Origin of the sequence: Microcoleus vaginatus FACHB-2002, from assembly GCF_040004035.1 — a bacterium.
Taxonomy (GTDB): Bacteria; Cyanobacteriota; Cyanobacteriia; order Cyanobacteriales; family Microcoleaceae; genus Microcoleus; species Microcoleus vaginatus_C.
Map to the genome: position 1 here is coordinate 62,076 of NZ_JAMPLN010000017.1, position 23,577 is coordinate 85,652.

Here is a 23,577-nt window from a genome sequence, read left to right on the forward strand (position 1 = left end):
AATTATGAATAAAATTTTTACCTGTGGGCGATCGACCAAAATTCCGCTCCTAAGTTTGTCCTTGGCTGTGCTGGCGAGTCTGTTGCCCTTTCGTGGGACGATCGCCAGTCCGCTCTCTCCCTCCCCCAAACAGCCGTCGAACGCTACTAAAATTGTCTCGGTCGATCGACCGCCAGCATTGCCAACCGACTCAAAATCTCCAACAAATCCGGCAACAGTGGCGGCGAATTTATCCCCAGCAGAGACGATAAAGGCTCAGGGAACAGCGACCGGGCGATCGCTCGAAATAGAAGAAATTCGCGGTACAGTCAGCTTTAAAGGGCGGCCGGCGGTCGTGGGCGATCGGCTTCTCGCTCCAGGAGACGAAATCATCACCGGCCCCAATTCCACAGCCCGTTTAGGCATCGACAACGACCTCGGCATCGTGGAAGTTGCCGAAAAAACCACAGTCAGAATATCCGATTTATCAAGCAGTGCAGGCGGCGAAAAAAACACAGCCATTTTTGTCAGCAGGGGGCGAGTCAGGTTGTCGATCGGCAAAACTGCTGCGACAACTCCCGCAGCCAACACCTCAACAATTATCCCCCCAAACCAAATAGTCGCCCTCAATACCTTCAGCGGACTCGGCAAATCGAGTCAAATTGCCCAACAAAAAAGTTCTGCCAAAACCGCCCCAGTCAGAGTTGAAACCCCAGAAGGCGTTGCTGGAGTTCGCGGCACCTCCTTTGGCGTCAGCGTCGGCGGGGGTAAAACCGCAGTCGAAACAATTGAAGGTGCAGTGGTAGTATCCGGCAACACCGACTCGGAAGTAGTTGTCAACAGCGGCAACGCCACGACTATTTTCCCTCAAACCTCGCCCGTGACCCCCTCAGCCAGCCCTCGCCTAGCTAAACTCAACGTCCGCAGGTTGTTGAGATTCAGCGGCAATATCTATCGCCTCAGCGGTCAAATTAACCCGATCGACACACTTTATGTCAACAACGAAGAGATTAAGAGCGATCAAAATGGCAACTTCAAAATCCAAGGAATTTTACCTCCAAGTCGCCGCCTCCAAATCGTAGTGCGAGGCCCGTCAGTCACCGAACGGCACTACAGCCTCGCCGTTCCCTAAACAACCTCTCTCAGAGCAAATTGCGCGGCCCATCTCTGAGGACGTGAGTTAAATCGTAAGTCTTATTGGAGTTGATTATTTCCTGTAGGGGCGAAGCATTTCGCGGTGAAACTTCCTAAGCCCAGCCGCGTCTAAATCTTAAAGTCAAGTTTAATGCAATTATTGTGAGGTGTCCCGCCCGCCTACAAATATAATTTAGATGCCCCACAGATTAGTCAAAATAAAGAAACTTGGCGTTAACTTTCGCCATTACGGTATTGTAAAACTTCATGACTATACTAGGGGTTCCGGTTGCATCGAAATAATCAAATCGAGTCAACAGTTAACACTCAACCATTCAGTTTTTAGATACCGAGTCAAGAGTCAACAGCCAACAGTCAACAGTTAACAATCAACAGGAGTGCAACCGGAATGGATATATAGCAATCCTCGCATCATTTATGAATTTATTACTCCCTCCCCTTGATAAGGGGAGGGTTGGGGTGGGGTAAAAAAATTACTACTCATGGAGGATTGATATAACTCCTCTCGAAGGTCGGACTCAAATGTCAATGATTGCGTCAAATTAATTGCATGAAGTTCAAAGAATGGATCGATTATCTCAAACAAAATCAACTGCTAGGCCTGCGGCAATATATAGCCACAAACCCTCCCTGGATGACAGGGACAGTAGTAGGTATAATGTCTGTCATCATGCTGCAAGTGGGAATGTGGAAACCCCTTGAATATTTGGGATACAAAACTCTCTTTCAAATTCGAGAATCGGGAATTTTGCCCAATCCCGGATGGGATGAGAGAATTGTGGTAATTGCGATCGAACGGCATTCCCTGCAAGAATACGGTCAATTTCCTTGGCCCCGCAACCGCTACGCCGAACTGCTAGAAGCACTGAAACAATCTCCCCCTACAGCAGTTGGTTTTGACATTCTTTTCCTCGATCCAAGTCCGAAAGATGATATTTTAGCTGCGGCAATCGCCGCCAACGGCAAAGTTGTACTCCCTAGAACCCCCAAAGAAGAACCCGTAGCCTCTTTAAAAGCAGCCGCCGCAGGTGTCGGCCACATCAGCCAAGAAGCCGATAGCGACGGTATTACCCGCGAGTCAAAAATCTTTCTCAACGGGATTCCTAATTTCGGTTTAGCAATGACTCACAGGTACAATGCTGCTAATCCCCAAGATCCTGTATTGCTTCCACATTCAAAAAATAATAAGCAGGAAAAAAAAGTTTGGATTAACTGGCCGGGGAAAACAGAAAATCTATCTACCTATGCTTTTGTTGATGTCGTAGAAGGTAGAATTCCCGCAGACGCTCTGACCAATAAGTTAGTTTTAGTGGGCATAGTTGCTACCGGTTTCGACCCCATATCTTCACCTCTCAACAAGACTACGGCTGGGGTTTATTTATATGCAGCATTGGTTGACAATGTGCTCAATCAACGCCTGCTGCAGCGGCTGCCGGTACTGGTAGAAATTTTGTTATTGTTGGGGATTGGCCCGCTTACCGCTTTGGTTCTGGGCAAGCGAGGTGTTAAAGAGAGAATTGCGATCGCTCTCGGTTTGCCTATAATTTGGATTGCGGCTGCTGCTTTGCTATTTGGCTTCTTTTTTTGGTGGGTTCCGATTGCCGCACCTATCGGCACTCTCATTTTATCTGGCACTGCTTTGCAACTGCGGGAACAGTACGAAAAGCAGCAGTTGATGAGGTTATTTGAAAAGCACGTCGATCCAGAGACTGCTCAGCTTATTTGGCAACGCAAAGCAGAGATATTTGAACAGGGAGAACTCGAACCTCAAGAACTTACAGCAACGGTGCTGTTTATGGATATTCGTAGTTTTACTTCGATTTCAGAAAAAATGCGACCGCGAGATTTACTCACCTGGTTGAACAATTATTTGGAAGCGATGACTAACTGTATTATGGATCACGGCGGCGTTGTAGATAAATACATCGGTGATGCAATTATGGCAGTTTTTGGGGTGCCTTTTTGCCATACCGAATATCGACAAATTCAACAAGATGCTGTGAATGCAGTTGCGGCTTGTATTGCGATGCACGAACGGCTGCACCAACTTAACCAGCAGCTTAGAATTGAACGCAAACCTTTAATTAAGTTTGGCATCGGTTTGCATACCGGACAGTTAGTTGCTGGCAGCGTGGGCGGTTCCCGGCGTTTGAATTATTCTGTGATCGGCGATGCTGTCAATGTTGCTGCTAGATTGGAGGCGATGAATAAGGAAATTGTTTCTGACAGTCCTTTTAATTTATTGGTGACGGCGAGGACTTTTGCTTATGTGCGCGATCGCTACGAAGGCCAAAAAGTAGGCTCGATTCAATTGCGCGGTAAAAAAGAAGAGACTGTGGTTTATGCTATTTTGGGCGAAAAGCATTAGTTATTGGGCATTGGGCATTGGGTATTGGCCAAACAGGGCATTGGTTCAGGACTTACGTATCAAAACCAAGGAAACCGGGTTTTTGGCAGTTTATGCCAGCATTCACGAAATATTCTTGCAAAAACCCCCGGTGGTTGAGCGAAGTCGAAACCCTGATCCCCGGTGCGTAATTCCTAATCTAATCAAACACGCTCAGCCGCAAAGTTTTAGCTATTTGTTCTAACAAAAATAAGCCACCGATAGAATTTCCGTCTTTATCCAAGGGCGGACTGTAAAAGCCGATCGCACCTTGACCCGGAATTACCGACAGCAAAGCCCCGCTAACTCCCGACTTGGCCGGCAGTCCCACCCGCAGTGCAAAGCGGCCCGATGCTTCATACAAACCGCAAGTTGCCATCAGTGCTTTGACAGTACGGCAATTTTCGCGCATTGCTCGATCGCCACTATTTACCAAAACCATCCCCAGCTTAGCTAAATCCTCCACAGTTCCCGCCAAACAGCAAACGCGATTGTAGGTTTTTAAAGCAATTTCTGCATTTTGAATATAACCCGATTCTACCATTTTTAAGGCGAGATTCCAATTGTTTTGATTCGGATTTGTCTTCACTGAATCGAACATTAACTCGTCAACCAATAACTGACTGTTTGCCTGTTGATTTAACCAATCAAGCAAGTTTTGACAGCGCGACACAGCATTTTGACCGGGAATCAAAGACGCTAGGGCGATCGCTCCGCTATTAATCATCGGATTTCTCGGCTTCCCTTCGTCTATTTCGAGTTGAGTTAAGGAATTGAAAGGCAGTTCCGAAGGCTCGCAGCCAACGCAGTCAAATACCCTTTTTTCGCCCAATTCGCACAGCAAATAAAGCAGCACAAAGGGTTTGACTACACTCATCAGCGGGAATGTTTGAGCAATGCTACCCCAGCTCACAATTTGACCGTCTGTTGCCCGAATTTGCACGGCAAACCTTTGTCTGTCTGCTTGTGCAAGGAGAGGGATGTACGCGGGAATTTGACCGGATTTACTGCGATTAATTGCCTCTTTTGCCCAAGCTGCCAGTTGTTCCGGTTGCAAGGACGATAGTTTGCTGGTGGATATTTGCACTCTCGATTATTTCGATTATTTTAAATTCTAGATTGGCATTCCTGGCGCGATATTGTGCCAGAAACCCCGTTTATTAACCGAATTGCCTCACTTGGGCCCGCTGCGGGAAGAAACTGGGTTTCTTCGGGGAGCTCAACCAAGCTCGAACTTCAGGCTATTGACGTTTCGGCCCGCCGGGAGGCAATAAAGTTATTGACAAATTTTTCATAAAAAAACCTGTACTTTGCATAAAACTCTCCCCTTCACCCAGATAGATAAGTAGCAGCTTCAAGGCAACGCTGCTAGCCAAAACAAACAAGCACTAGCTTGAAATGCCTTCAGATTCTGATGTCTAAGCCGCAGCAAGGGGCGGGGTGCATATTTAACTTAATTCTTTCAGAGTTCGCAAAATCCTGTCCGGAAAACCCCCGAACCTTTAAGAATGTACTATCCAACCGGATCTACCAAAATTAGGATAAAAAAATGACAGAAGCGAAAGCAGAAGCACCAAAGCCCGCTCCCATGATTTTTAAGGGTGTGTGCAACGACGGGGTTCTCAAGGGCAAAGAAATTGAAGGCAAACTAGATATCAAAGTCAACGTTGAATCAGTCACAAACCCACCAGCACAACCCAAACCAAAAGCCGGGTGGGATACGACTGTATTTTGGGTGCTGTTTTTATTAGTTGCCAACTTGGCAGCCGGCGACCCCGCCGGAATGAGAAAATACAGCTCCCCACAAAGGTCTTCTTCTCATCAGATTTTAAACCAATCTGGGGAGCAGTCGCTGTTGCCTAAGAAAAACACCAGCAACTTGCCACTTTAGGCTCTGGGAGCCTGCCAGCCGCGCAAATAGTAATAGAAAGACCCGAAATATTCATCGAATACTCGCGTCGTAGTTACCAAAGCTTCTGCACTGGGGAGAAAATCTCCCGCGTCTAAGCGGAGTCTACTGGATCTCCCTCCTGATGTGGGTTGAAAAGTGTAGAAGTCGGTAGCCCTAGGAATCACCTGGATTCCCATATTCGCAAAAGCGAGGCTGGCACGGCGCATCTGAATCGCAGATGTTACCAGGATTACTTTGCGCGGGGCGCCACGGCTGTCGAGTATCTTTCTCACTTCTTGGGCGCTGGTGCGTATGTTGCTGCCGTTATCGTCGAGCACGATACTGCTGCGCGGCACGCCCATGTTGTTTGCCAGCAAAGTCTCGATATCCTTCGCTTCCCCAACATAACCCTCCAACTCTGGTCTGGGGCCAGCGGTAACGATGACCATCGGTGCCACTTTTTGGCGGTACAAAACGGCAGCATAGGGCAGGCGATTGCCTGTATCTGTCAGTTGAATCGCTACTCGGTTGGGGATGTGGGGCTGAGTGGTTCCCTTGCCCAGGAGAACTATCGCCGCGGCAGTTTCATCGCAGCAAGCTGTGCGGACGGCGGCAGCGGCGTCCCGTTCTGCTTGTTCGGCGAACCAGTAAGCGACAACTGGCATACTCGAAAGGATCAAAACTAGCAGCGCTGCCAGGATCATTCTCGGCGCCGGGTTGCGGATGCCCCCGTTCGTGATCAGCGCCGATGCAATCACCAGCAGCGTGATGGAAAAACCCAGTGGCTTAAAGAAGAAGGCTATGAGCCCGAAAATCGCTGCTCCGACCGGGGTGTCTGGTGCAAAAAAAGCTAGAATCAAAAGGCTGATCAGCAGCAAAACGCGCAGCCGATCTAATAAAGGATTGTCTTTGCCCCCTGATTGATCCCACCACGATTTGATCAGTGAGAACAGGAGGAATAGAAATAGAATGCGAGCTAACAGTTCTGGCATCTTGCAATATTCTGTGTCTTCATAAATTAGTACAGAAGTTTTGGAAACGAGCGCTAATTTAACTGCGGTAGGAAATACGGGCATCGGTGGGTTTTTAACTTTCGCGAATAACGCAGTCCGATCGCATTTACCCTAATGCTCGCTTCCGGTCAGCTATCAACCATTGGTTGCAGGCTGCAAGCCCGCTACTTCCAGTCACAGATTGCTGACAGTTAATTGGTAATTGATAACTGGTAATGGTTGATTGATAATTGGTAATGAATCGAGCACGCCGCAGGTGAAATTGGCAATTTAAGTCTGCTTTCTGTCGCCTGCTTTTTTTTCCCATTACCTGTTACCCATTCACCAATCCCAATTTATCGGCGCTTCAGTTGATTCCGAATTGCCTGCGTTACCGTTTGAATTACTTTAACACGAGCATAATACTTGTTATCGGCCGCAATTAGCGTCCAGGGAGCAAGCGGCGTGCTGGTGCGCTGAATCATTTGATTCACCGCCACTTCATAATAATTCCACTTTTCCCGATTTCGCCAATCTTCCTCGGTGAGTTTGTATTGTTTAAAGGGATTGTTTTGCCGCTCTGTAAACCGCTTTAGTTGCTCGTCAGGACTGATGTGCAGCCAGAATTTAACTAAGACACAACCGAAACTGGTGAGTTGCTCCTCAAATTCGTTGATTTCCTGATAAGCTCGGCGCCATTCGGGCTCGGTGGCAAATCCTTCGACTCGCTCGACCAGCACTCTACCATACCAACTACGATCGCAAATGCTGATTTTACCAGCCGTTGGCAGCCGCTGCCAGAACCGCCAGAGGTAGTGATGCACTTTTTCTTCGTCTGTCGGCGCCCCAAAGGCATTAACGATGTAACTGCGGGGGTCTAATATGTCGGTTAAGCGTTTGATTGCTCCTCCTTTACCGGCGGCGTCCCAACCTTCAAACAGCACTAATACGGGGATTTCCTCTTCGTAGATGCTTTGTTGCAGTTTGCCAAAACGGGTTTGTTCCTCACGAAGTTGCTGTTTGTATTCGTCGGGCGACAGCGATTGAGTTAAATCTACTTGGGCCAGCAAGTCGGGTTCGGTGGGTTGCAAGCTTTCTTGAGGGGGCAATTCCACGGGTGCAGATTGCATCGGCAGTCTGTCCAATGCTTCTGTAATTGTCGCTGCCATTTGGGTCAAAACTTTGACTCTCGCCCACCGTTGACAATCGCCTTCTACTAGCGTCCAAGGTGCGGGGCCCGTGCCGGTTTGGGCTACCATTTCTTCGGCAAAAGTTGTGTATTCTTCGTATTTTTTGGCTTGTTTCCAATCTTCGGGCCGCACTCGCCAAGCTTGTAAGGAATCGTCTTCTAGTTTTTTGAGCCGATGCTTGAGCTCTTTTTTGCTTAAGTGAATCCAAAATTTGGCAATTGCGGCCCCATCATCCACCATCTGCCGCTCGAAGGCGTTGATTTGCCTGATGGCTGTTGGTACTTCTGCGTCGGAGACTCGATCGAACAATCGGTCTTCTAAAATGTGAGTGTACCAACTGTGGTAGAAAAAACCAATTTTGCCGCGGGCGGGGAGTTTCTGCCAAAACCGCCATAGGAAAGGATAGCCCATTTCTGCATCTGACGGCGGCCAAATCGGGTGAACGGCAAACCCCCGCGGGTCCATGTACCCCACCATTTTTTTGACCAGCGCGCCTTTACCGGCGGCGGCCCAGCCTTCGAGGACGATGATTGCGGGCAATTTTTTTTCCCTGCAGGCCAGTTGGAGCGATCGCAACTGTTGCATTAAAATTTCTATCTTGGCATCATAGGTTTCTTTATCCAGGGAAATATCTAAATCGAGGTTGTCGAGCATATTTACCTCATATTAATCTGTAAAAAACAGTTTAACGTTAGTTTAACGTTTGGATAAAATTAAATCCTAAAGCCCGGAAAAAAGGTTATAAAAACTACAGTTACGGCCGGTTAAAAGCTCGGTGCTTCTGCCGACTACAGGCTTCCGTTAATAGTAACAGAACTTCTATTACATCAAACTTGCAAAAAAGAAACGTAGCGGTTATAGTTGAACTAGGCAACTTTTTAATAGGTTCAACTTCTCCCCTCCCCCAAAGCGGGCGAGTTAACAGGAGGAGCAACAAATCCCTGAAACAGGATTTATTGTAAGACAGAGCAAAAGTAAAAACCAACTACCCAGTGGGGGTGACAACTTCTTTACTTAGCTTCATCAAATTTATTTAAACAACAGTTAGTCAAGCACCAGCCTTGATAACTTTGAGGAAGCTGCTTGCGAACATTGGGCGCTCCTCCAGTCTGAGACTCACATACAAAACTAGCCCAAAAAGGCCAACCAATTTTTATGATTGCGCTATGAGATAAAACCTGAAAGCCTGGGTGATATAAACAGGTTTCTGAGTTTTATCGACACCATTTTCAAATACTAAAAACAGTTTAGATGCGGGTTCGCTTGCCCGCCGCACAAGAGTATTTATTTCTTGTGGAACAGGCCTCTTGCCTGTTACAGACGTTTGTCCAAAATGTCTGAGTTACTGTACTTGTTTGCCAATACCAATTAAGAGGAACAGTCCGAAATTACGGATTGCAAGTTTTTTATGAATATCTTGACAACACGCTCCTACAAGGGCGAAACTGACTGGTGCGCGATCGCAAATTTGATCGACGCTTGCGAAGCAGTGGATAGACTCGGCGAAGAAGTCTCAGCAACTGAACTCAAGCTAATACTTGATGCACCCAAACTCGACCAAGCCCGCGACGTGCAGTTGTGGGAAGATGGTAATTACAAACTAATCGGTTTGTCACTCCTAGATATGCCCGATTCCCAGAATGAAATAGACGCTTCTCTCTGGTTTTACGTGCATCCAAATGTCCGTGGCGAAAGTTTAGAAAAAGACATAATTAAGTGGGGAGAAAAGCGGCTGCGCGAAGTCGCGAAAGAACGGAATTTGCCCGCGAAATTGCGTACCTACAGCCGGGAGGATAAAACAGATGAAATCCTGCTGTTAAAAAAACAGGGCTTTGAGGTCGATCGCTATTTTCTCACAATGGCCCGATCCCTCGCCGAACCTATACCAACACCCGAATTTCCCGCAGATTTTGCGCTGACACACGTATCAGGAGAACAAGACATCCAACCCTGGGTAGAAATGTTCAACCAGTCATTTATCGATCACTGGAATCACCACGATTTAACTGCGGAAACGGTGCGCTACTGGATGCAAGACGCCAATTATCAGCCGGAATTAGATTTAATTGCTGTTTCGGGCGATCGCAAATTTGCTGCTTTCTGCGACTGTCAAATCAAACCCCAAAAAAACGCCCGCAGCGGCACAAAAGACGGTTGGATTGAATTGTTGGGTACGCGGCGCGACTTTCGGAAAATGGGTTTAGGAAAAGCGATGCTGCTGGCCGGTTTGCACTCCTTAAAAGCGGCGGGCGCAAACACAGCTAAACTCAGCGTCGATGCTGACAGTTTGACAGGCGCGACAAAGCTTTACAAATCAGTCGGTTTCCGCCCGATGGAAACTTGGATCGAGTGGGCTAAGACAGTGTAAATTCGTTAGGGTGGTCAGAAACCGGGTTTTTGCGAAAATACTGCGTTACAGCCTGCAGATTCGGTAAAAAACCCGGTTTCTTTGGTTTTGATGCGAGATCCCTTTTTTACTCAAGGGGCGATCGCACTTTTCATTTTTTCCTAAATCACCCGGAAATTAGCGGATGTAATTGCATTGGCACTCACTCCAATCATCACACCTAATTCCTCTCCTGTCAAGAGGTTCTTAATAATACTTCCCTGAGAATTTTGAGTTATTTCTAACTGACCAAAACTCAAACCTCCGCTTAATCCAATCAAATCTTGACCGATGGTAAAATCAGCGATGATATCAAATCCTTGACCAGCTTTTAAGGCAAAGATATCATTCCCACTACCGCCAATCAAACTATCATTTCCCAAGTCTCCGTAAAGAATATCGTCGCCTTCCCCAGCCGTGAGAGTATCGTTATCTATGCCTCCGTAAAGAGTATCATTTCCTTCACACCCTCCCAGAATATCTGCTGCTTCGTCACCACTGATTAAATCATTACCTTCACCGCCACAGATGGTATCCGAGCCCTGGTTTCCAAACAGGTAGTCATCACCTTGACTACCAAGCATGATGTCGTTACCTCTGCCTCCATATAAGGTGTCATTATCCTGGCCACCATCGATGAAGTCATCATTTTTATTCCCATAAACGATGTCATTACCTTCGCTGCCATTTAGGGAGTCATTGCCTTTGCCACCGCTGATAAAATCATTGCCGAACTCACCAACAATGATATCGTTTCCTGCATCTCCAAATAGGATGTCAGAGCCACTACCACCGCTGATAAAATCATTGCCTACGTTGCCGCTGAGGATGTCGCCGCTGTCGCCACCATATAAGTTGTCATTACCAGATATAGCATCGAATATGTTGCCGTTGTTGCTGCCTATAAATTGGTCATTTCTGGCAGTACCTATTTGAAGGCCGGATACACCGACTATGGTGTTTTCCACTGAGTTAGGTTGGTTTAAGTTGGGGTAGGCAATTTTGTCGCAGATGCAGTCATCGTTGGGGATGTTATTAGTTATGGGCGTTGGTGTTGGCGTTGGTGTTGGCGTCGGCACTGTGCCAATAACTATGGCTTTGCTACCGCCGAGGGAGTTGGCTGAGGCTAAGGGGGGTAGGGTTAAGAAAGCATCAAAGGCGGTAGCAGCAGTCTCTTTAATTGTGCCACCGTTGAGAGTTAAGGCATTTGTGGCGAGGTATTCTAAGTCGCCGGAGGCGTCTCCTGCTTGCACTACATAGTTGAAGGTGAGGGCTGTAGAGCCGCTACCGCTAGCATAAGTGGCAAAAGAGTCAGTTGTGCCGGTTTCTAGTTGCAGTTGAGGTATGCCCGTGACGTTGACAGCAGCATCGAAGGTGACGGTGATATTGATAGTAGAACCGACACCGTAGCTGCCGTCAGCAGTGGTGGCGGTGACAGCAGTAACTTTGGGGGTAGTGTTGAGCAGGATGGAGGCGCTGTCGCCGAAGACGCTCCCGACAGCTAAGTCAGGTTTGTCGTCGCCGTTGAAGTCGCCGATGCTGACGGAGGATGGGGTACTGGTAGTTGGGAACTCAACTGGGGTGGCAAAAGTGAGGGTGCCGGCTCCGGTGGCGGTAGTGTTGAGGAGGATGGAAGCGGTGTCGGGGCTCCACTCCGCCGTTGCTAAGTCAGGTTTCCCGTCGCCGTTGAAGTCGCCGATGCTGACGGAGTTGGCGACAGTGCGAGTAGGGAAGAGGGCTTGGGTGGCAAAAGTGGGGGTGGCGGCTCCTGTGGTGGTGTTGAGCAGGATGGGGGCGTTGTTCCTGTTGAAGTTCGTCACAGCTAAGTCAGGTTTCCCGTCGCCGTTGAAGTCGCCGATGCTGACGGAGTCGGGGAAACTGCCAGTAGGGAAGGTAACTTGGGTGGCGAAAGTGGGGGTGCCGGCTCCGGTGGCGGTAGTGTTGAGCAGGATGGAGCCGGTGTTGCTGGAGGAGTTCGCCACAGCTAAGTCAGGTTTTCCGTCGACGTTGAAGTCGCCGATGCCGACAGAGTAGGGGTAACTGCCAGTAGGGAAGGTAACTTGGGTGGCGAAGGTGGGGGTGGGGGCCCCGGTGGCAGTAGTGTTGAGCAGGATGGAGACGGTGTTCTCTTCCCGGTTCGCCACAGCTAAGTCAGGTTTCCCGTCGTCATTGATGTCGCCTATGCTGACGGAGATGGGGAGAGTGCCAGTAGGGAAGTCTACTTTGGTGGCGAAAGTGGGGATGCCGGCTCCGGTGGCGGTGGTGTTGAGCAGGACGGAGACGCTGTTCTCTTCCCGGTTCTCCACAGCTAAGTCAGGTTTCCCGTCGCCGTTGATGTCGCTGATGCTGAGGTAGCTGGAGCGAGCGCCAATAGGGAAGTCAACTTTGGTGGTGAAAGTGGGAGTGGTGGCTCCTGTGGCGGTGGTGTTGAGCAGGATGGAGGCGGTGCTGCTAGCGTAGTTCGCCAAAGCTAAGTCAGGGAGGCCGTCACCGTTGAAGTCGCCGATGCTGACGCCGAAGGGGCTAGAGCCAATAGGGAAGTCAACTTTGGGGGCGAAGCCTAGTACGCCGCTGTATGTTTTGATGGTGGTTTCTGTGAGGGCAAGTTTGAACCTTTGGGGGGATGGGGGGATGAGTTGGAGGATCTCCCAGTTGCCGCCTAGTTTGCTGTTACCCGTGGTAGTGGGGTTGGCGGCGATGTTTGCGCCTGTGAGTTGGTGGAGTTGATTCAGGAATTGGTGGCCTCTGTCTCCGGCTGCTACGTTACATCCATATAAGATGATGGTGGCGTTGGCCGTGAGGCTGTTGCGCCACTGTTGCAACTGTTGGCTGTAGTTTTGGATGTTGCTGCTACTTAGTTCTGTTGTGCCTAAGTACAGGCTGCCGGGGCCGCCGTGGGTGATGATGTGTAGGGCTTCGATGCTTGTATGCTGAGCTAACAGTGTAGTGATTTGCTCTAGGGCATCCGGCTGGCTTTCGAGGAGGTAGGTTGCTGTGCCGGGTTTGATGCCAGAGGCTATGTGGTGGCCCTCGGGTATTGTGGGGTCAAGGATGACTATTTCCGTTGCTTGGTTGCTAATGCCACAAGCGGTGGGAAAAACTTTTTTTTGAAACTTAATTTGAACGAGAGTTTTCATATGTTTTTACCTCCAGTAGAATGCTTTGTTGAGCAGCAAAGGCTCTGTCACCTGATTTGAGTTAAGATGCGGGCTTTCTACCTGGTGGCTAATAACACGCTAGATTTTTAACTACTACTTAGTAGGATGGGAGCGCACTGTCAGTGCTTTAGTTCCCTCCTGTACAAATCTTTATATACTTCTAGGTACTTTTACAGGAATTATCAAAAGTCGAAGCGATTTACCGTGGCGCGGCGACGGGTTTATGAGATTATTGATTTTAGGCAATTACGCTCAGTGATTCTATGAATAACGATCGCACAAATTTCAATACAGTCCAAGAACACGAAATTTTTGGCGATCGCGATTTTCCCTCTTGGTTAACCCAACAACAAATCAGCCTCGCCTGCACTACCTATCAAACCAGCAGGTTAATGTTAATCGGTGCTGTGCCAGAAACGAACAGAATCTCGGCTTTTTGGCGAATATTCGATCGCGCAATGGGGCTTTTCTGCACAGGGGAACGCCTTTATTTAAGTTCAAAATATCAACTCTGGCAATTAGATAATGTCTTAGAATCCGGCAAATTCTACCAAGGATACGATAAATTATATATACCAAGAATCGGTTATACTACAGGAGATATCGACATTCACGATATCGCTGTCGATAAAAATAATCAAATCATTTTTATTAGCACTTTGTTTAATTGTATCGCTACAGTGAGCGATCGCCACAGTTGCAAACCTCTCTGGAAACCAGGTTTTATCTCACAATATATAAATGAAGACCGCTGTCATCTCAACGGTTTAGCAATGGTAGCTGGGGAGGCGAAATATGTCACAGCGTCGAGTCAGTCGGATGTAGTGGATGGCTGGCGCGATCGCAGACAAAACGGCGGTATAGTTATTGATATCGAATCTAATGATATTATCGTCACAGGATTGTCAATGCCACACTCACCCCGCTGGTATCAAGACAAATTGTGGTTGCTGAATTCGGGGAGAGGGGAATTGGGTTATGTGGATTTAGACACAGGGAAATTTGAGGCGATTACGTTTTGTCCGGGATACGTGCGAGGACTAGCTTTTTGGCAAAATTGGGCAATTGTTGGACTCTCGAAACCTCGGGGAGGTGACAACACTTTTAGCGGTTTAGAATTGGATGAGTTGTTGGCAGCTAAGGATGCTGAGGCTCGCTGTGGTATGATGGTGATTGATTTGACGAATGGGGCGATCGTTCACTGGTTGCGGTTTGAAGGAATTGTCACAGAACTCTATGATGTGCAAGTGATTCCCCAAGTTCAAAAGCCTATGGCGTTGGGTTTTCAAACGGATGAAATTGCTCAGTTAATTACTTTGGAACTTTAACCGCAGATGTGGGCGGATGTAGGCAGATGGACGCAGATTAAGATGCAGTTTGTTTGGTGACTTCGACATAAATATGTTCTAGCCGCACCGGATACCGAGCGATTGAATCAATAGAAATCCCGTCGAACAGCAAAATAATCTCTTTTAATTCTAAACGTTCCGGCAGCCAAAAAGCTAAATCGCTACCGTAGCGGCGGGGAATGAAACTGTATTGTTTAGCGCGGGCGATAACTTCAGCTTCTTCGTCGGTTTTTACCACGATAATTTCTTGAGCAGGAATCAGTTTTTGCAACTCTTCTAAACTGCCTTCAGCCACAATACTGCCATTTTTCAAAATCCCAATTCTCTGACACAGCCGCTCAGCTTCATCCAACAAGTGAGTTGTCAGCAAAATTGTAATTCCTTCCGATTGCAAGCGCTGAATTAACTCCCAAATTTCATAGCGAGCCTCAATATCTAAACCCGTTGTCGGTTCATCTAAAATTACTAATTTAGGCTGGTGCACCAAAGCCACCGCAATATTCAAGCGGCGCTGCATTCCTCCGCTCAAAGTTTCCACGGGGCTTGTAGCTCTATCTGTCAAATTTACTGCTTTCAAACAGTGTCTTACTTGATAGCGCCGCTGTTTGCGCTCTAAGCCGTAAATTTGAGCAAAAAAATTGAGGTTTTCTTCGCAGCTAAGGCTTTTGTAAAGCAAATTTTCTTGAGGCGCTACACCGATTAAGGATTTTGTAGAGTCAGAAACAGGTTCGCCATTAATAGAAACTTGACCGCTGTCCGCATTTAGCAAATTACATAAAATATTGATAGTTGTAGTTTTGCCCGCCCCGTTTGGCCCCAGTAAACCGTAAATTTCTCCAGCTTGAATGTGCAGTGTTAAATCTTTAAGCACTGAACGCTCGCCGTAAAACTTATTTAGCTTTTCTATTTGCAGCACTGCTTTAATTCTCCGTATTATTTTATATATTTACGGTTGTTTCTGAACGATTAAACCGCAGAGAGCGCAGAGGGCGCAGAGTCAGAGAAGTGAGAGATGAATAATTAGGACATAATGAGATAGTTTTAAAGTCTTCTTTCTACTCTCAGCATCCTGCGGTAAGAAAGCCATCCACCTGCAATCATGGCAATAGAAAATATGAATAAATACCAGAAGTGTTCGGAAATATCAGCCAAATCTTGGCCGTCAGCCCACACCCCCATCAGCGCTTCGTTCATGTGATAAATAGGATTGTACTGGGCGAGTTCCAGCAGGCTTTTGGGAAACAGCGAAGTTGGCAAAAATGCGCCTCCTAAAATCAACAAAGGAACGCCGAAAGCGGCTACTAGCGAGTTGACATCTTCAGTGCGCCTCGCAAACTGGGTACCAAGAATAAAGCCTACACCTACATAAGATACAATACTGAGCAGAATAATCGCACATCCTAACAGGATAGAGCCTTGAAATTGCGCTCCTAAACAAGAGGCGATCGTGTATACTAAAATTACCTGACCGATGCCGATGCAACTGTGGGCCAGGAAAATTCCTAAAAAGTAGGAAGTGCCGCTCAGGGGGGAAATAAACAAGCGTTTGAGGGTATGCTGTTCTCGCTCTGCTACTACTGTTGCTACGCTACCACCGAGACAGCTAAAAAATAAAGCCGCTCCTACTAAGCTTGCAGGTGCAGCAACTTCAAAGGCTTTTGCTGTGCTGAGATTAGCGCGTTCTTTTAAAATTAAACCGTTAATTAGCAAGATAGAAACTGGAAAAATACTCCACAAGACTAAGCTGCGTCGGCGTCTCCCCAATTCTATTAAAATCCGCTGTGCTACTGCGAGCGTTTCGTACCAGTATTTCATAAGAAATCTATTAGTATTGTTAGAATTGGGAATTGGTAATGACGCCACCGCATATCATATCATTTCCGGTTACACCGGAATGATGTTGACTGTTGACTGTTGACTGTTCACAGTCAACAGTCAACAGTCAACACTGAACTCGAATTTACTATTCCGATGCTAACGGATTTGATATCATACCATAGAGATGCCAATAAGTTTAGCTCTTAATAAAAAACCCGCCGACGCGGGTTTTGTGATTTTAGGGGGATAGGTTTTAACACCAGTTAAAAAAAGAACGGAACTGTAACAACTACTAAAACCATATCCAATCAGTTATTCCCAATTTTTGAATCGAAAATCGAAAATCGAAAATCGAAAATTGTCTAACTTGTTGCCCTCTCTCAGTGAGCTCAATTAATACTAAAGTTCTTACCTCTGTAGCATCCTTGAAAGGAAGTTAAACTGGTGCTGTTTCTCTGTTCCAATTTAGTCACGAGGGAAGAAGTATTGCTAGTTTCAGCGGTAGCACCCCAGTTGTAGATAAAGTCGCCGAGATTGTCTCCGGTTTCTTCGTAGCTGTGCTCTTCAATTGGAATTCCAGAAACTCCTGAAACAGTTTGGTTGTGGTATCCGTTAACAATGATTTTTTCGATAACGGCGCCCGGTTCTGCGGTAATGTTCCATTGTACCGGTTCGTAGGCTGAAAGTGCGAGAATTATGGGCTTGTTTCGGCGTTCTACTTTGACTTCGATCGCACTTTTAGATAAATCTCGGTTCTTGTGATCCGCATTGGCTTCGTAAACGCCTATTAAATGAAGTTCTTTGTTTCCGCTTGACGAACCGATATAAGCTGAAAAATCGTCGGAACCGCCAAGCCCGCAGTTGGCGCCAGAACTAATTGGGGCAATAAAAGCTGTTTTTTCGGCTAGTTTCTGCTGCACGGCGGGCACTACCCACAATCCGGTTCCGATGCCTAAAGCACCTATCAAAGCAGCCGCGATACCGAAAGGAAGGGCATTTGTGAGGTGGCGAACAACTGGTTTGGCTGTTAGTTGAGATAGCGTTTGCTGCCAATTTTCACCAGTTTGTCGATCGGCATTCCCGCCATCGAGACAGGCCAATAAACCTAAACTTTCCGGCTGTTCGAGCAGACTTTGAACAGTTTTCCCTTCGCCGACGTAGAGATTTCTAGTTTCGGTGTCTAAAAGCAGCCAGTAGCGATCGCCCTCGCCGAGGTTGTACTCTTGTAGGGCAGGATCGACTAAATCGTGCTGCAAAAACACCAGCCAAGCCATATTATTGCCAGTGCCGACAGTTTTGCCGTCGCTGGAAATAAGTTGGTCGATGTCGGGCTCCCAGCGCCAAGCTACCCAGCGACTATCTCCTCGATAGCCGAGGGATTTTTCTAGTTGCGGATGAGCGGTTATTTCTAAGCGTTGAACTAAGTTTGACACTAGATTTCCTCCTCAAGTGCGTTAGCGAAGCCCTCGCAGAGGATCGGGTCTAGAGCAATTTTGTTCCAATTTATTAAAACAAATATTTTGCTCATGAAGAGCCTCCGAATAATCGGGTTAATTTTGTCTTGCTAATGTTATCAGCCGGTACTTTCCCAACCACACTGGCTTAACAAAAATATGCCTGTTGAATGGTTTAGCTTGAGAACTTGGAGCTGGCGAGCACCCGCCTGGTAATAATTTTAACCTGTGCTGATAACTAATCCTGTTACGGATTAAAGCTAGCTATCTATCACTGCTTCTACCTGGTTGGCCAGTTTTAAAAGAGTGCTTGGCTGATAGCGTCTACAAGTTCTTAGCTTAACTTTTATTTGGCTACTCTGCTACAAAATATGCCGATCGCACCTGACATCAATATTAAGCAGGCAAATAAATATTCCGGCTTTCTCGCGGGTGAAATATCCCTGAAAAAGAGAACGTTTCCGAGAAACCCGGTTTCTGTGATGAAAGTTCTGACACTTCGCCTATTACTGGCGGGGGCCATCAATCGCATCTCTAGTCGGTGCAACACCTCCGGGGCCAAAGGAACTCGGCGGCACTCTGGGAAGATTGAGATTGCGATTGGGAACTAAATCGCTGTTGCTGTCGCCAGCAGTTCCACCCGTGGGAGACGCACTGTTATTGGGGCCGGTACTCGGTGAAGTTCCCGGATTGAGATTATTCTGATTGGTATTCGGCGAAGTTCCCAGATTGGGATTATTGGGAGTGATATAGGGCGCACTTCCCGGATTGAGATTATTCGGATTAGTATTCGGCGCAGTTCCCGGATTGAGATTATTCGGATTGGTATTGGGCGCAGTTCCCGGATTGGCATTATTCGGATTGGTATTGGGCGCAGTTCCCGGATTGGCATTATTCGGATTGGTATTGGACGCCGTTCCCGGATTGGCATTATTCGGATTGTTGGGATTTGCCGTGCCTGCAGGAGTAGTTATCGGGGTGCCGGTACCATCTCTGGTGATGGCGTTGGGGTTGGGGGGAGCAGGCGGAGCACCTCCATTGGGGTTATTTGCAGGAGCATTGGCGGGGTTGCCCGCAACCGGAGCAGGGTTTTGGGGAGCAGCATTGCTGCCGCACAAGCTGACTAAATCAAAAGTTGTGCCGCCTCGGGTTTCGATGAAGCAAACCGGCACATTTACATCGGGGTTTGAGGCTCTGGGAAAATCGGCTGTTCCCGGCATGGGACGGCTAAAGGCAGCTTCAGCCATCAGTGGGGTCAAGGCCGCCGATAGAGCGGCGATTGTTCGCAATAATCTCATCAGCGTTTCCTCAAATGTTGAACTGTGTTTGATCCAGTATTGCCCAGAAACTAGAAATTGTCTTCTTCCCAAAATAGGAGCTTTTGCTACTCCTGCTGATGTAGGCTGCGCCACTGAGCTTCAGAATTAAGACATTTGCATCTCAAGTAATTCCTGATGATAACGTTCCAACTCATGCGGTTGATGGATCAGCGGCTGAAGTTGGCCATTGTGGAGTTGGTAGGCTTGTGTGATTCCAATGCGGCTGAGAAAGTCGAGGTCGTGGGAAATCACCCAGAGGGCGCTCTGAAACTCATTGACTCCATCAACAATCTGATTCACTGTTTCCAAATCCAAATTATTTGTTGGTTCATCTAAAATGAGCAAATCAATTTGAGAAATGCCGATCGCAGCCAGCCCTAATCTCGCTAACTCACCGCCGCTTAAGGCAGATGCAGGCTTGTTCACCTCCTCATTAAAAAATAGAAAATTTCCTAATTGCTGTCGCAGCAATTGATAGTCTAACTTTGGGTTTGCCATTTGCATATTTTCTAGGACTGTCCGAGAGCGATCGACCATTTCATAGCTTTGATCGAGATATACCCATTTTAGGGCAGATTTTATGGCAATTTCACCGGATTGTAAAATTGCTTGAGTTCGCTCCATTTCTAGAAGGGCTTGAGCTAAACAGGATTTTCCTGAGCCGTTCTTTCCAGCAATAGCAATGCGCGAGTCTGACGATACATGAAGCTGAATATTTTTGAGTAATCGGCGCTCTTCTAATATCAAATCAGCACCTTGGATATCAATTAAATTTTTGTGTTTTTGACTGCATTCTTCTAATTTAACCCGGGTTGTTTTCGTCGTTCTGATTTTGGTTTCGGTAACTTGATTAGTTGCTTTTTCTACGGCTAGTTCATGTTTTTTCTTAGCACTTCCTGCCATTACTTCAGCTTGTCGCTTCAACGCACCAGCGAGAATTTTCGGAATGCTGTCGGCACGTTTGCGACCTTGTTGGCGAGATTGGGCGGCTCGTTGTTGTTCGTGAGATGCTGATGTTTTCGCTCGCTTTAGCTCTTTTCGCGCTACTTCGTGGGCGCGTAATGCGGCTTGATGTTCGATTTCTTTTTGCGATCGATAGAAGGAGTAGTTCCCACCGTAAACCTTTAACTCCGCTGGCGTTAATTCCCAAATCGTATCGACGGTGCGATCGAGAAAAAACGACTTGTGCGAGACAATAACGAAAGCACCAGAAAATTCTTGCAGTGCTGTCTGCAACTGTTCCAGGGTTAACAGGTCTAAATGATTTGTTGGCTCATCTAACAACAGAATATCAGGCTGCTTCGATAGAGCGATCGCCAACCAAAGTTTCGTCAGTTCTCCACCGCTCAGTGTGCCCAGAGCCTGAGATAGCGAGACTTCCGAGGCAAACTTCTCCTCTAGCAACGTCGTCACCCTCCACCATTCATCCGAATGAGAAGCGATCCAGTCCAGTACCAATTCATTGGATGCAGACAGATTCAGGGTACTGACTTGAGGCAGATAGTAAACACTACCTGTCCTCGCGACTGTGCCAATCTGCGGGATTAGTTGTCCGGCAAGTAGCTTGAGCAAGGTCGATTTACCACTACCGTTGCGACCGACTAAGCCAATGCGCGAGCCTTCATGAATCGCAACAGTGATATCTGCGAACAAAGTCCGTGTGGGTGCGACTTCGCAGGTCAAATTAGCTGCGTTGAGAATTGCTTTCTTTTGCATATTTCTACTCCATCTTGGTTTGCTGAGCCGTCCTCGTAGTGCTGGACGCTCGATCGCAGTACGATCGAGAGGTCGCTACCCAATTCAAATCTCTGGATTTCGTAGTTTTTAAAGCACAGAGCTTTGGAAATCGATCGGGATGGGTTAGCAACCAGCAGTTAGCTTCATGGCAGTAAGAATTGACAAAAGTACAATAAATTACAGTATATTACACGAGTTTTAGGTTGTCAAGCCACAGATGTTTTGAATTCTGCGGTACAACGGATACAGTCTTGGACGCCAGGAATCTATTTTGACACCATCTGTAGTGGTAAGGCGCGGACTGTACACCATACTGGCTCTTCCTTAGTTACTGTGCTAATTTATCTTAAAATAATGGCACAAATTCTTATATAGCAAAGATTTATGGTCTTGTTTTATTTGATTTTAGCCGTTTTTTTTATTCAGACATAGGTTGATTTTCAACTACTTAAACCAATAGTTGGGCACAGTAAGTAAGGAAGAGCAGGATACGCTGTATGATGTCCGGTCAATTACCCTTTTTCTTACGGGTAATTGACCGGACATCATATAATAACAACTAACTTCCTTTAATACCGAATTCGTGGGTCAACGTAAGCATTCAAAATATCAATTACAATGCTGGCAATTACGACAATTGCCGCAAAAAACACCACAATACCTTGAACAGTTGGATAATCCCGCAAGCTAATCGCTTCGTAAAGGCGATTTGCCAACCCCGGCCAAGAAAAAGTAACCTCTGTTAAAATAGCACCCCCCAACAGTGCAGCAAAAGTCAATCCTAAGACAGTAATCACCGGAATTAGTGCATTTTTCAGAGCGTGAGCCCATAAAATCTGGAATTCTGGAATGCCTCTAGCTCTAGCTGCTTCCACATAATCTGCTTGCAAAGTTTGCTTGAGATTCACTCTGACAATGCGCTCGAAAATGCCGCTCAAAAGAATGCCCAGCGTCAAACTCGGAAGTGCCAAATAATGCAAAGATGTGAGAAACTGACCAGGGTTAGCGCTCAGGAGACTGTCAATCGTGTAGAGTCCTGTGTAGCCTTCGGGGGCGGGGAATGTGACGGGAAAGCGAGTTCCCAAAGGAAACCATCCCAACTGCACTGCGAAAATCAATTGCAAAACCATGCCGGCCCAAAAAGCGGGCAGCGAGTAAGTGATAATGCCAAACAAACGGCCGACTGCATCGAAAATAGTGTTGGGGCGAGATGCTGCCAGGGAACCGATACTGATGCCGACAATTAAAGCTATGGCCATGCTACAAACTGCTAATTCCACTGTAGCGGGGAAATAATCTCCGATAATTTGCCACACGGTTTGTCCGCGAGTGGTGATGGAGGTTCCCAAGTCGAAGCTCAACAAGTCTTTCATGTATTTGAGATATTGCTGCCACAGGGGTGCGTCGAGGCCGAGTTGAGTTCGCATTGCTTCTTTGGCGCCTGCGGGAGCTCGTGAGCCGAGAATGGCATCTATGGGGTCGCCCGGAGTGGCCCGCAACAATAAAAATACTGCTGTGGTGATTGTCCACAACATTAGCGGTGCCAGGAGCAAGCGGACAAAAATATAAGATTGCAGGGCTTTGGAACGAGACATAATATTTGGGAATTGGGAATTGGAAATTGAAAATAGAGAGTTGAGTGGATTTTACTTACATCTTGCACTATTCTCAAGAACAGGAAAGATGCCTGTTCCACAACAGATAAATTTTATTTTGAACCGTTGCTCCTAGCCAGCCCTGAAAGGATGATTGAGAATGACGCAAGATCTCAGTTTGAGCGAAAAAGTCGATCGACTTTTTCGCAATTGGCGATTTTCTTATTCCCCCAGCAGCGATTCAAATGCAGCTTGCAAAGACTTGATATCGCCTACTCTGGCTACTAACAAGTTTTCGCTGCCGGCATCCTGCAGCCTGTGTCTCCAATACTGGATGCTATCGGAGTTGTTCATCCAGAAACTAATCACGGTGTCTACAACTCGATCGACATCCCAGCCCCGGTAAGGAGAAACTGTCTCCACGGATGCCACAAACGCATCGAGAGTACACTTCCAGTTTCCCAAGTATTCTACACCGGACGGCTGCTGTTGTTTCAGCAATTCCTGCTGCTGGTTAAAAAATGTTAAAGTTGGAGATACGCCCAGGATTTCAAATGTATAGTTCATGTCATCCTCCAGAAGTATTATTTTGCCAAAATGTCGCTCGTCCAAAAAAGCCAAAAACGCTTTACTTGGCTGGCGTTGATGAAATGCAGATGCTTCAATTATCCTCTTTGTAGTCGAGCGGGATTTTGGCGGCTTATCTTATTAATAGCAAATTTTTCAACACCAGATTGTCACAGAATTTACATTTGTCCTGGCACGGTAGAAAAAATTAAAATTAAATTTTTATTAACCAGGCGTAAGGAAGACAATCCCCACCCGGAAAAAGTGAGCTTATTTGAGATTAAAAAGTTTAGATTAAAAAATTGAATAATTGGCAATGACTGATGACAAGCAGGGTGTGGATCACAGGCCTAAAGTTGCTTTTTTTATGGAGTGTGACGTTTTGACAGCGAGTCCCCAGAGCGATCGCCACATTCAGGCAAGTAGTGGCATGATTAATATTGCAAGTTTTTACAGTAGCGGTGGAAACCTCAGCCCCGTTTTGAGTTGCCGACCACTGCACTTCACTATTTGTGTACAACATTGTAACTTATATCGAGGATCTCTTTTAAGCGACAAACGATACGCAAACCTGGTAGGTGTCAAAATATTGATGTTATTG

At 46.9% G+C, this 23,577-nt stretch carries 17 protein-coding genes; 5 read left to right on the top strand and 12 right to left on the bottom strand.

What is annotated here, in order from left to right:
* Positions 1-4 precede the first annotated feature (4 nt).
* Together NDI35_RS16070 and NDI35_RS16075 are read left to right on the top strand one after the other, a co-directional pair.
* Positions 5-1,111: a FecR family protein gene (locus NDI35_RS16070; RefSeq protein ID WP_445313611.1), complete on the top strand. Its 1,107-nt coding sequence runs from the start codon at positions 5-7 to the stop codon at positions 1,109-1,111.
* A 573-nt stretch (positions 1,112-1,684) separates the two neighbouring features.
* Positions 1,685-3,502, top strand: coding sequence for a CHASE2 domain-containing protein (locus NDI35_RS16075; RefSeq protein WP_445313612.1), 1,818 nt, complete (start codon positions 1,685-1,687; stop codon positions 3,500-3,502).
* Between the two features lie 178 nt (positions 3,503-3,680).
* Here the strand turns inward: NDI35_RS16075 and glsA are convergent, their stop codons facing one another.
* Positions 3,681-4,607: a glutaminase A gene (gene glsA, locus NDI35_RS16080; protein WP_445313613.1), complete on the bottom strand. Its 927-nt coding sequence runs from the start codon at positions 4,605-4,607 to the stop codon at positions 3,681-3,683.
* A gap of 462 nt (positions 4,608-5,069) precedes the next feature.
* Between glsA and NDI35_RS16085 the strand changes: the two genes are divergently transcribed.
* Positions 5,070-5,411, top strand: coding sequence for a hypothetical protein (locus NDI35_RS16085; protein ID WP_445313614.1), 342 nt, complete (start codon positions 5,070-5,072; stop codon positions 5,409-5,411).
* On the opposite strand, the gene NDI35_RS16090 is transcribed toward NDI35_RS16085, so the two are convergent.
* A complete protein-coding gene (locus tag NDI35_RS16090) occupies positions 5,408-6,487 on the bottom strand; it encodes a YdcF family protein (RefSeq protein WP_445313615.1) in 1,080 nt (359 codons plus the stop codon). The two genes, NDI35_RS16085 and NDI35_RS16090, sit on opposite strands and share 4 nt — an antisense overlap.
* A gap of 272 nt (positions 6,488-6,759) precedes the next feature.
* Positions 6,760-8,247, bottom strand: a complete 1,488-nt coding sequence (gene pap / locus NDI35_RS16095) for a polyphosphate:AMP phosphotransferase (protein ID WP_445313616.1) — start codon at positions 8,245-8,247, stop codon at positions 6,760-6,762.
* A 754-nt stretch (positions 8,248-9,001) separates the two neighbouring features.
* On the opposite strand from pap, the gene NDI35_RS16100 reads away from it, so the two are divergent.
* Complete coding sequence (locus NDI35_RS16100) at positions 9,002-9,961, top strand: GNAT family N-acetyltransferase (protein WP_445313617.1); 960 nt, start codon at positions 9,002-9,004, stop codon at positions 9,959-9,961.
* Between the two features lie 140 nt (positions 9,962-10,101).
* Here the strand turns inward: NDI35_RS16100 and NDI35_RS16105 are convergent, their stop codons facing one another.
* Positions 10,102-13,116 (bottom strand): FG-GAP-like repeat-containing protein, encoded by a 3,015-nt coding sequence (locus NDI35_RS16105; protein WP_445313618.1) that lies wholly within the window; start codon positions 13,114-13,116, stop codon positions 10,102-10,104.
* A gap of 284 nt (positions 13,117-13,400) precedes the next feature.
* On the opposite strand from NDI35_RS16105, the gene NDI35_RS16110 reads away from it, so the two are divergent.
* Positions 13,401-14,465: a TIGR03032 family protein gene (locus tag NDI35_RS16110; RefSeq protein WP_445313619.1), complete on the top strand. Its 1,065-nt coding sequence runs from the start codon at positions 13,401-13,403 to the stop codon at positions 14,463-14,465.
* Positions 14,466-14,502: 37 nt separating this feature from the next.
* Here NDI35_RS16110 and NDI35_RS16115 read toward each other — a convergent pair whose 3' ends face one another.
* From NDI35_RS16115 to NDI35_RS16150, 8 genes are all read right to left on the bottom strand, one after another.
* Positions 14,503-15,402 carry an ABC transporter ATP-binding protein gene (locus NDI35_RS16115; protein ID WP_445313620.1) on the bottom strand — a complete coding sequence of 300 codons (900 nt, stop codon included), beginning with the start codon at positions 15,400-15,402 and terminating at the stop codon, positions 14,503-14,505.
* Positions 15,403-15,527: 125 nt separating this feature from the next.
* Positions 15,528-16,301: an ABC transporter permease gene (locus NDI35_RS16120; RefSeq protein ID WP_445313621.1), complete on the bottom strand. Its 774-nt coding sequence runs from the start codon at positions 16,299-16,301 to the stop codon at positions 15,528-15,530.
* 392 nt (positions 16,302-16,693) lie between these two features.
* The gene (locus tag NDI35_RS16125) at positions 16,694-17,737 is read right to left on the bottom strand and encodes a hypothetical protein (protein WP_445313622.1); all 1,044 of its coding nucleotides are present in this window, start codon (positions 17,735-17,737) and stop codon (positions 16,694-16,696) included.
* A 527-nt stretch (positions 17,738-18,264) separates the two neighbouring features.
* Positions 18,265-19,056, bottom strand: coding sequence for a hypothetical protein (locus NDI35_RS16130; RefSeq protein WP_445313623.1), 792 nt, complete (start codon positions 19,054-19,056; stop codon positions 18,265-18,267).
* Positions 19,057-19,182: 126 nt separating this feature from the next.
* Entirely contained in the window at positions 19,183-20,793 is a 1,611-nt protein-coding gene (gene abc-f / locus NDI35_RS16135; protein WP_445313624.1) for a ribosomal protection-like ABC-F family protein, read from the bottom strand.
* A 590-nt stretch (positions 20,794-21,383) separates the two neighbouring features.
* Positions 21,384-22,409, bottom strand: coding sequence for an ABC transporter permease (locus NDI35_RS16140; RefSeq protein WP_190663047.1), 1,026 nt, complete (start codon positions 22,407-22,409; stop codon positions 21,384-21,386).
* 222 nt (positions 22,410-22,631) lie between these two features.
* Positions 22,632-22,976 (bottom strand): hypothetical protein, encoded by a 345-nt coding sequence (locus NDI35_RS16145; RefSeq protein WP_333437237.1) that lies wholly within the window; start codon positions 22,974-22,976, stop codon positions 22,632-22,634.
* A gap of 289 nt (positions 22,977-23,265) precedes the next feature.
* Positions 23,266-23,499: a hypothetical protein gene (locus tag NDI35_RS16150; RefSeq protein ID WP_445313625.1), complete on the bottom strand. Its 234-nt coding sequence runs from the start codon at positions 23,497-23,499 to the stop codon at positions 23,266-23,268.
* Between the last annotated feature and the right edge of the window lie 78 nt (positions 23,500-23,577).

Bases quoted from the DNA above. Each gene is read 5' to 3' on its own strand.
- NDI35_RS16120 (WP_445313621.1), bottom strand. From the start codon at position 16,301: ATGAAATACTGGTACGAAACGCTCGCAGTAGCACAGCGGATTTTAATA.
- NDI35_RS16075 (WP_445313612.1), top strand. From the start codon at position 1,685: ATGAAGTTCAAAGAATGGATCGATTATCTCAAACAAAATCAACTGCTA.
- pap (WP_445313616.1), bottom strand. From the start codon at position 8,247: ATGCTCGACAACCTCGATTTAGATATTTCCCTGGATAAAGAAACCTAT.
- NDI35_RS16100 (WP_445313617.1), top strand. From the start codon at position 9,002: ATGAATATCTTGACAACACGCTCCTACAAGGGCGAAACTGACTGGTGC.
- NDI35_RS16145 (WP_333437237.1), bottom strand. From the start codon at position 22,976: ATGAACTATACATTTGAAATCCTGGGCGTATCTCCAACTTTAACATTT.
- NDI35_RS16070 (WP_445313611.1), top strand. From the start codon at position 5: ATGAATAAAATTTTTACCTGTGGGCGATCGACCAAAATTCCGCTCCTA.
- NDI35_RS16130 (WP_445313623.1), bottom strand. From the start codon at position 19,056: ATGAGATTATTGCGAACAATCGCCGCTCTATCGGCGGCCTTGACCCCA.
- NDI35_RS16110 (WP_445313619.1), top strand. From the start codon at position 13,401: ATGAATAACGATCGCACAAATTTCAATACAGTCCAAGAACACGAAATT.
- NDI35_RS16090 (WP_445313615.1), bottom strand. From the start codon at position 6,487: ATGCCCGTATTTCCTACCGCAGTTAAATTAGCGCTCGTTTCCAAAACT.
- NDI35_RS16150 (WP_445313625.1), bottom strand. From the start codon at position 23,499: ATGTTGTACACAAATAGTGAAGTGCAGTGGTCGGCAACTCAAAACGGG.
- NDI35_RS16105 (WP_445313618.1), bottom strand. From the start codon at position 13,116: ATGAAAACTCTCGTTCAAATTAAGTTTCAAAAAAAAGTTTTTCCCACC.
- abc-f (WP_445313624.1), bottom strand. From the start codon at position 20,793: ATGCAAAAGAAAGCAATTCTCAACGCAGCTAATTTGACCTGCGAAGTC.
- NDI35_RS16140 (WP_190663047.1), bottom strand. From the start codon at position 22,409: ATGTCTCGTTCCAAAGCCCTGCAATCTTATATTTTTGTCCGCTTGCTC.
- NDI35_RS16085 (WP_445313614.1), top strand. From the start codon at position 5,070: ATGACAGAAGCGAAAGCAGAAGCACCAAAGCCCGCTCCCATGATTTTT.